The following is an 8,844-nucleotide window of genomic DNA, read 5'->3' on the forward strand; positions in this document are numbered from 1 at the left end:
ATTCAAGAAGTCGGGGATATTTTTGTGAGTTTATAATGAAAATATTCTACAGTCTATTACACCATGACTAGCCAAACTCTGATTCAACCGGAAGAAATTGTTCATTTATCAGGTATTAGTTGGCACACTTATGAAAGTTTACTCAACGAACTTAGCACCAGTCGTCGTCTACGTTTAACTTATTATCGGGGTAATTTAGAAATTATGGTTCCTTCACCTGAACATGAACGTTACAAAAAAGTTGTAGGTCGATTTGTCGAAACTTTAGCGGAAGAGTTAGAATTAAATATTGATCCACTTGGTTCTACTACTTTCAAGCTTCCAGAACTATCTGGTGCAGAACCAGACGAATGTTTCTACATCAAAAATGTCAAGTTTATTCAAGGTAAAACTAGAATCAATTTACAACAAGATCCACCACCTGATTTAGTTGTAGAGATTGATATTACTAGCAGTTCCAAAGATCGTTTTGCAGTTTATGCAGAAATTGGTGTACCAGAAATTTGGCGATATGATGGTAAAGTCTTTACTATCAATATTTTGGAAGATGGTAAATATATAGTTGTGGATGAAAGTTTAGCTTTTCCTAATTTACCTTTGACAGAAATATCTAACTTTCTATCGCAGGTTGAAGATACGGATTATTTAGATTTAATCAAAGAATTTAGAGAATGGGTCAGGAGTAAGATTAATTGACAATAAAATTTGTTTAAATCCCCTACCTATCAAAGAAGTCGGGGATCTAAAATGTATACAAGAGAAGTTTTGAACTAAGGTTAAAATCAAGAATCTAAGCATCTTCCGGTTCAAGCTGTGCCACTGTCACTGCATTAAACGCAAAAGCAAAAACTAAAGGCATCGGACACTTGAAAACAAAGGTATAAATAACAGATAAAATGGTAATAACTACAGCCGTCATTGACCAGAATAATTCCTGATTAGTTAATCCATTCTGTTCTTTAATTACTCTCAAAACATGAACCGGAATTGGTTCTGGCATTACTCCTCCTGGAGGAAATGCCCAATAGTTACCACGGCGTTCTACAAATAAATCTGTCCAGCCATTTTCCATGCACCAAGCCTCGATCCATTCAATAGAGTAATGATTCATCATAAGGATACCAATTGCAGTTTTTAGTTTGAGTAGTGAATGAATATAGATTTATCAGAGATTCCTGACCAGCTAACAAATGCTTATAAGATTAACGCTAATTCCATAATCCTGAAATCATCAACAAATTGAGTTCAGCAGTTTATATTGCTGTCCTTAATTAGAAGAATAACAGGACAGAGTGATGGTTAGCCAAAAAATACAATAAACTTTACTTGAAATGATGAATATCAATAAATGTAAATTAAAGAGTGAGCAATCGCTAATATCTGAAGGAATAATGAATTTATCAATCTTTCGATAGAAGAACTGAGAAGTTTTGTAGAGGAAGGTAGAATTGTATTACAAGAAATTAAGCAAAGTCAAGATAAGTCCCAGAATCATCGTGTAAACTGAAAGAAAAGAAACATTACAATTGGTTAATAAATTATGTATTGGCGACAAGGGTTAGCTTTGCTGTTAACAGTGATAATATGGTGTATGGCATCTCCAGCATTGGCAGACTGGACTCATCCCCTATCATTTAGTAATGCAGAGTTAGGAAGACACGATTTTTCTGGACAAAGTTTGCAAGCTGCGGAGTTTTCCAACGCCAACTTAGAAATGGCTGATTTTACAGGTGCTGACTTGCGGGGAGCGGTGTTGAGTGCTTCAGTGATGACACAAGCAAATTTACATGGAGCAGATTTAACCAATGCAATGGTTAATGAAGTAAAATTAAAGGGGGCTGATTTAAGTGATGCCATTTTGTTAGAAGCTCTTTTGTTGCGTTCCATCTTTACTGATGTCAACATTGAAGGTGCAGACTTTAGTGATGCAACTTTAGATCGAGCGCAAATTAAAGAGCTATGTCAAAAAGCCAGTGGTATAAATTCTCGAACTGGTGTAGCAACTCGTGAGTCTTTAGGATGTCGATAAAGCGTATTGGTATAATTGGTGGTGGCCAACTGGCTTGGATGATGGGGGATGCATCCAAAAAATTAGGAGTGGAATTAATCGTACAAACTCCTAGTCAAAATGATCCTGCTGTATCTATTGCTGAAGATACTGTTTTTGCGGCAGTTGATGATGCAAAAGCAACGGAGATTTTAGCTAAAAAATGCGATGTCATCACCTTTGAAAACGAATTTGTTAATTTAGATGCTTTATCTTTGTTAGAGAAACAAGGTGTTTGTTTTCGTCCCAGATTAGCAGCTTTAGCCCCTTTATTAGATAAATATCATCAACGTTGCTATTTACAGGATTTAGGTTTACCAGTTCCCCAGTTTTTCGCTCTGGAAAAGTCAGCAGATATTGAATCGAAAATAGAATATTTAGGTTTTCCTATTGTTCTCAAAGCCAGACGGCATGGTTATGATGGACAGGGAACTTTTATAATCCATGATTTAGCTACTTTATCAACAGTAGTAAATCAAAGTAATACACATTTATTAGTAGAAGAATTTGTACCTTTTACCAGAGAATTAGCTATAATTGCAGCGCGTTCTGTGAATGGGGAAATTGTTACATATCCAGTTGTCGAAACCCAACAAGAACAACAAGTTTGTCGGCGAGTAATTGCACCAGCGGATATTACACCCGAACAAGCAGCAGAAATTAAGGCGATCGCGCATACAATATTAAACAGTCTGCAAGTAGTAGGCATTTTTGGCATTGAGCTATTTATTACCGCTGAAGGTAAAATCCTGATAAACGAAATAGCACCACGAACTCATAACTCTGGGCATTTTTCCCTAGATGCTTGTCAAACTTCGCAATTTGAACAACATCTGAGAGCCGTTTGTGGTTTATCTTTGACCAATACCGCCTTGCATTGTGCTGGTGCAGTGATGGTTAACCTACTAGGGTATGAAAACTCACGCAGCGATTATTCACAGCAAAGACAGAAACTAACAGACATTCCTCACGCTTACCTGCACTGGTACGGAAAAACAGAATCTCGTCCCGGACGAAAACTCGGACATATCACCGTTTTATTAGAACAGCAAAACCGAGACGGAATAGAGTCTATCATCCAGACCATAGAATCTATCTGGTATCCCGCTGAGGTGACAGGTGACAGGTGACAGGTGACAGGTGACAGGTGACAGGTGACAGGTGACAGGTGACAGGTGACAGGTGACAGGTGACAGGTGACAGGTGACAGGTGACAGGTGACAGGAAGAAGAAGCAGGGGAGGCAGGGGAGCAGGGGAGAAATAAATTCTTCTTATTCTTCTGAACTACTGAACTCCTGAAGTGCGAAGCGTGGCGTAAGCCATACTCCTGAACTACTGAACTCCTGAAGTGCGAAGCGTGGCGTAAGCCATACTCCTGAACTCCTATTCCCTATTCCCTATTCCCAAAATTTTTTCCATCCGCCACTACACAAATGGTTGTTGATAGTTATAATGAGTTAGTTGCACTGCGACGTTGGTGACTGCCCTCAAGTTTTTTGATCTATGTCTTTAAAGAAAAGGGAGCAAATCAGTTCTTGTGGCAGTAGACCGGGCTTGTACCCGGAAACTTTAAACGAGAAACTACCGTTCCCACCTGGTTTAACCAGGTCATAAACTTAGGTAAGACGGCGTTGTGGTGAACTTAAAAATTTTTGCTCCCAGGTTGAGTTCAGCTTGGGAGCTTTATCAGTTATAAGGTGATAGGTGACAGGGAACAGGTGACAGGAAAAAGAAGGCAAAAGGCAAGAGGCAAAAGGCAAGAGTTTCTAATTTTTAATTTTTAATTTTTAATTTTTAATTTTCTTCCCCCTACACCCTACACCCCACACCCTACACCCTGGTTGCTTTGAAACTTTAAAAGACTGAAATCTGTATAGTTTGATGCTAATTTAAGGAAAATTCAGAGTTAAGATCAGCAAATTAGGTTAAATTGTAGTTGAAGATACAAAAAAATTGACCAAATACCCCATTAACACAGTGTTTCCAGCCTCGGTTTTTCACCTAGACAATGGTTTGACATTTATTCATCAGGAGATACCCGCTACCCCTGTAGTGGTGGCAGATGTTTGGGTTCGTGCTGGGGCGACCTTGGAGCCAGAACCTTTGTTCGGAATGGCGCACTTTTTAGAACACATGATTTTTAAAGGTACAGCCACTTTGCCTCCTGGGGAATTTGATTATAACATTGAAAAAATGGGTGGTGTCAGCAATGCAGCAACAAGCCATGATTACGCTCATTACTCTCTGACTACAGCTACCCCTTATTTAGCGGATACTTTACCCAATTTGAGCGAACTTTTGCTGAATGCAGCAATTCCCGAAGATGAGTTTATCCGGGAAAGGGATGTGGTAATGGAAGAAATTCGCTCTTGTGCTGATGATCCGGATTGGATAGGATATGAATCTCTGCTGAAAAACGTCTATCAGAACCATCCTTATGGACGTTCTGTCTTGGGTACTGAGCCAGAATTAATGCAGAATTCACCAGAAGCGATGCGGAGTTTTCATCGTTACCACTATCAACCAGAAAATATGACAGTGGTAATTGCTGGGGGAGTAGGTCAAGAATCTGCTTGGGAACTGGTAAATAACAGCTTTACAGATTTTAGCGATCGCACTCATTATCCTGTATCTAATAAAATAGCAGCACCAGTGATTACAGGTATTTGCCGTCAAGAGTTGATTTTACCCAGGCTAGAGCAAGCACGGTTAATGATGGCATGGATAGTACCAGGAGTAGAACAACTGCGGGAGGCAAATGCTTTAGATTTCCTATCGGTATTATTAGCACAAGGACGGACTTCTCGCTTAGTGCAAGATTTGCGGGAAGAAAAACAACTTGTACAAGCAATTTGTAGTAATTTTTCTCTACAAAGAGAGTCGAGTTTATTGACAATTACTGCTTGGTTAGAACCAGAATATTTGGAGCGAGTAGAGTCTTTAATTCAGGAGCATTTGCATAATTTACAAACTACAGGTATTAGTGAGCAAGAATTTAACCGCATTTGTAGGTCATTATGTAATGAATATGCCTTTGCGACGGAAACACCAAATCAATTAGCATCTCTTTATGGTTACTACAATACCATTGCCAAAGCTGAATTAGCCATTGCTTATCCTCAGCAAATTCAATCCTTTGATGCTCAAGAACTGCAAAAATTAGCACAAGACTATCTCTCACCGCAAAATTACGCAGTTACTATTCTCAAACCCTATTAGTCATAGGGTGTGGGGTGTAAGGTTTGGGGTGTAGGGGGAAGAAAATTAAAAATTAAAAACTAAAAATTAAAAATTAAAAACTCTTGCCTTTTGCCTCTTACCTTTTGCCTCTTGCCTTCTTTCTCCTGTTCACTGTCACCTGTCACCTTTTGATTAAGAATGCAGAATACACACACTTCTAACTCATCTATCCACCGCACTGTATTACCCAATGGCATTGTTTTATTAGTGGTGGAAAATCAAACTGCGGATATTATTGCAGGGCGGATTTTCGTGCGTGCTGGTAGTTGTTATGAACACCGGGAAAAAGCCGGTTTAGCACATTTGTTATCAGCAGTGATGACAAAGGGTTGCGATGGTTTATCGAGTTTAGAAATTGCAGAAAAGGTAGAATCGGTAGGAGCAAGTTTAAGTGCAGATACGGGTACTGATTATTTCTTGCTGTCTTTGAAAACAGTGAGTGCTGATTTTACAGAGATTTTAGCATTGTCTGGGTTGTTGTTGCGATCGCCTACATTTCCCGAAACCCAAGTAGAACTGGAAAAGCGGTTAGCACTACAGGATATTCGTTCCCAAAAAGAACAGCCTTTTAACCTGGCTTTTGAACAAATGCGACAGGCCATGTACCAGGAACACCCTTATGCAATGTCGGTGTTAGGTACGGAAACAACTCTTAGCAGCATCACTCGTGCAGACTTAGTAGAATTTCACCAAACCCATTTTCGTCCAGATAACATCGTTATTAGTATTGCCGGACGCATTACACCAGAAGCGGCTTTAGACTTAGTAGGAGAAGTTTTTGGTGATTGGCAGCAACCAGCCCAACCACGTCCTATACTAGATTTACCTGCGATTTCTGTTACACCCCAATCTTGCCTCAAACCCTTAAATACACAGCAATCAATTGTTATGCTGGGTTATATGGGTCCATCAGTCAGCGCCCCTGGATACGCAGCCTTGAAATTATTGTCTACATACTTGGGAAATGGTCTTTCTAGCCGCCTGTTTGTAGAATTACGAGAAAAAAGAGGTTTAGCTTACGAAGTCTCTGCTATTTACTCTACTCGCCTATATCCTGCCTCATTTATAGTTTACATGGGAACTGCACCGGAAAATACCAGCATTGCCTTGGAAGGATTACGTCAAGAAGTAGAACTATTATGTCGTAATGAACTATCAGCTGATGAACTGCAAACAGCCAAGAATAAAATTTTGGGACAGTATGCTTTAGGTAAACAAACTAACGGACAAATAGCGCAAATATATGGTTGGTATGAAATCTTAGGTTTAGGAATTGAATTTGACCATGAATTTCCTGAACTCATTAACAAAGTCAGTTCCAAATTAGCAATGACAGCAGCTAATAGCTATTTACAAGAACCATATTTATCTTTAGTTGGACAAGAGGAAGCAATAAAATCAGCTGTCAATTAGAAGAAGGAGTCAGGAGTCAGGAGTCAGAAGAACAAAAAGAAGATATTTCTCCCCATCTCCCCATCTCTCCATCTCCCTATCTTCTTCACTGTCACCTGTCACCTGTCACCTGTCACCTGTCACCTATTTTCCCATGATCAAACCCAACGCAAAACCAATACCTGTAGCTTTAACTATTGCTGGTTCTGATAGTGGTGGGGGTGCAGGTATGCAAACAGATTTACGAACTTTTGCATTTCACTGTGTTCACGGAACTAGTGCTATTACTTGCGTTACAGCCCAAAATACTGTCGGTGTGAAGCGGGTTGATGCCATGCCGAAAGAGGCTGTAATTGCCCAAATTCGCGCAGTAGTTGAAGATATTGGTGTCCAAGCTGCCAAAACGGGAATGTTGCTAAATCAGGAAATTATCTCCGCTGTAGCGCAGGAAGTAGCAGCTTTAAAAATTGATAATTTAGTTGTTGACCCAGTAATGGTATCACGGACAGGGGCGCAATTAATAGATGATGATGCTGTGCAAACTTTGTGTAATGAACTGATTCCTAAAGCGGCGATAATTACACCAAATCGTTATGAAGCACAAATTTTAAGCGGGGTAGAAATTACGTCTTTGGAAGATATGCAAACAGCCGCAGAAATCATATTTAAGAAATTAGGAATTAAGGCTGTTTTGGTTAAGGGTGGGGGAATGTCTGGAAGTTTGCGCGGGGTGGATATGTGGTTTGATGGGGAAAGGTTAGAAACTTTGACGACGCAACAAATAGAAACCAAAAATACACATGGTACTGGCTGTTCTTTATCAGCTGCTATTACTGCTAATTTAGCTTTGGGTAAAGATTTGTGGACAGCGGTACAAGCATGGAAAAATTATGTAACAACTGCGCTTTCTTATTCTTTGGATATTGGGAAAGGACAGGGACCCGTGGGGCATTTTTTCCCATTGTTGGAGAAATAAATGTCAGAATCAGGATATCCATGATTAAAGGATGAAAACAGGATATAAAACTATGAATTACCCTGCTAACCAAGATTATCAATTATTTATGAATTACTCCTACTCATCAGTAATGTAAAACATACTGAAATATTATAAATTCATCACTGAGACACTACTTGTCCCTACACTATGGTTTTTAACTTTTTTAATAAAATTTTAGGTAAAACGCCAAAAAAGGAAAATCTGAAGGCATTCGTGACAAGTTAATTTAAATTCACGGTTATTACAGCCAGTGGTGACATGATAGCTGTATCCTAATATTAAGTCTCATTTTGGTCGTGGCATCAGATAACTGCTACCTTTTACCGGAAGAAATCACTATGCTATCAGTCGAAGAATTGATTCAAGAAGCCTTATCCTTACCCAATGCTACCAGAGTATTGTTAGTAGAAAAACTCATTGAAAGTCTAGAATCTGATATTGATGAAAACACACAAAATCTTTGGAATATAGAAGCTAAAAAACGCCGTGATGAAATTCGTAATCATACAGTTGAGTTAATTCCTGGAGAAGAAGCTTTATCTCACGTTAGACGAATTTTAGAAAAATGAAATATAATTTTCATCCTGCGGCCTTAACAGAATACTCAGAAGCTGTTCAATTTTATTCGGAAAAGAATATTGAACTAGCACAAAATTTTATCAATTCTTTTGAAGATGCCATTTTTAGAATTATTGAATCACCTAACCGCTATCCAGTCACTGCTGAAGATATTCGTCGGTGTTTGGTTCGTAAATTTCCTTATGCAATACTCTATTCAATAGAAGATGAATACATTTTAATTATTGCAGTTATGCACTATAGCCAAAAACCTGAATATTGGCAAGAACGTATTAAATAATAGCGGGAATTTATAGCAGATGACAGATGTAAAAGCCTTTAAGATAATGTCTCATTACAAAAGTGAAATTCATTGTTTCTATAGTTAGATATTTTATAGGATTTCTCAGTAGTTTCAAGTAAAACAATGTCGTCTTAATAATTCTTACAATTTGCAGTGATAAAATTTATAATTTTAATCGGATTTTCTCTTGGTCAAGAAGAATACATTTTTATATTTAAAGGTCTAAATAAAGATTTGATGAAAAACAATAGGTACTCTTGGCAATTTCTCGTAATAGCCTGTACCATCGGTCTTTATAAATC

9 protein-coding genes and 1 other RNA gene are annotated in these 8,844 nt (G+C 38.5%); 9 read left to right on the top strand and 1 reads right to left on the bottom strand.

All coding sequences use genetic code 11. The features are described 5' to 3' along the window. Positions 1-63 precede the first annotated feature (63 nt). Positions 64-696 carry a Uma2 family endonuclease gene (locus tag A0J48_RS19375; protein ID WP_200325948.1) on the top strand — a complete coding sequence of 211 codons (633 nt, stop codon included), beginning with the start codon at positions 64-66 and terminating at the stop codon, positions 694-696. 94 nt (positions 697-790) lie between these two features. Here the strand turns inward: A0J48_RS19375 and A0J48_RS19380 are convergent, their stop codons facing one another. Further along, the gene (locus A0J48_RS19380) at positions 791-1,114 is read right to left on the bottom strand and encodes a slr1957 family protein (protein WP_200325950.1); all 324 of its coding nucleotides are present in this window, start codon (positions 1,112-1,114) and stop codon (positions 791-793) included. Positions 1,115-1,540: 426 nt separating this feature from the next. On the opposite strand from A0J48_RS19380, the gene A0J48_RS19385 reads away from it, so the two are divergent. From A0J48_RS19385 to A0J48_RS19420, 8 genes are all read left to right on the top strand, one after another. Continuing rightward, the gene (locus tag A0J48_RS19385) at positions 1,541-2,029 is read left to right on the top strand and encodes a pentapeptide repeat-containing protein (protein WP_200325952.1); all 489 of its coding nucleotides are present in this window, start codon (positions 1,541-1,543) and stop codon (positions 2,027-2,029) included. Then, positions 2,020-3,177 carry a 5-(carboxyamino)imidazole ribonucleotide synthase gene (locus tag A0J48_RS19390; protein WP_200325954.1) on the top strand — a complete coding sequence of 386 codons (1,158 nt, stop codon included), beginning with the start codon at positions 2,020-2,022 and terminating at the stop codon, positions 3,175-3,177. The genes A0J48_RS19385 and A0J48_RS19390 overlap by 10 nt, the downstream gene beginning before the upstream one ends. Before the next feature lie 331 nt (positions 3,178-3,508). After that, a non-coding RNA gene (ssrS, locus tag A0J48_RS19395) (6S RNA) lies at positions 3,509-3,692 on the top strand. Positions 3,693-4,025: 333 nt separating this feature from the next. Further along, positions 4,026-5,267, top strand: a complete 1,242-nt coding sequence (locus A0J48_RS19400; protein WP_200325964.1) for a M16 family metallopeptidase — start codon at positions 4,026-4,028, stop codon at positions 5,265-5,267. Positions 5,268-5,426: 159 nt separating this feature from the next. Then, positions 5,427-6,701: a M16 family metallopeptidase gene (locus A0J48_RS19405; RefSeq protein WP_200325956.1), complete on the top strand. Its 1,275-nt coding sequence runs from the start codon at positions 5,427-5,429 to the stop codon at positions 6,699-6,701. Positions 6,702-6,834: 133 nt separating this feature from the next. Beyond that, positions 6,835-7,656, top strand: coding sequence for a bifunctional hydroxymethylpyrimidine kinase/phosphomethylpyrimidine kinase (thiD, locus tag A0J48_RS19410; protein WP_200325958.1), 822 nt, complete (start codon positions 6,835-6,837; stop codon positions 7,654-7,656). Positions 7,657-8,018: 362 nt separating this feature from the next. Beyond that, a complete protein-coding gene (locus A0J48_RS19415; RefSeq protein ID WP_200325960.1) occupies positions 8,019-8,249 on the top strand; it encodes an addiction module protein in 231 nt (76 codons plus the stop codon). Then, positions 8,246-8,539, top strand: a complete 294-nt coding sequence (locus tag A0J48_RS19420; protein ID WP_200325962.1) for a type II toxin-antitoxin system RelE/ParE family toxin — start codon at positions 8,246-8,248, stop codon at positions 8,537-8,539. The genes A0J48_RS19415 and A0J48_RS19420 overlap by 4 nt, the downstream gene beginning before the upstream one ends. The last annotated feature ends 305 nt before the right edge of the window (positions 8,540-8,844 follow it).

Origin of the sequence: Sphaerospermopsis aphanizomenoides BCCUSP55 (assembly GCF_001586785.1) — a bacterium.
In the GTDB taxonomy this organism is placed as follows: domain Bacteria; phylum Cyanobacteriota; class Cyanobacteriia; order Cyanobacteriales; family Nostocaceae; genus Sphaerospermopsis_A; species Sphaerospermopsis_A aphanizomenoides_A.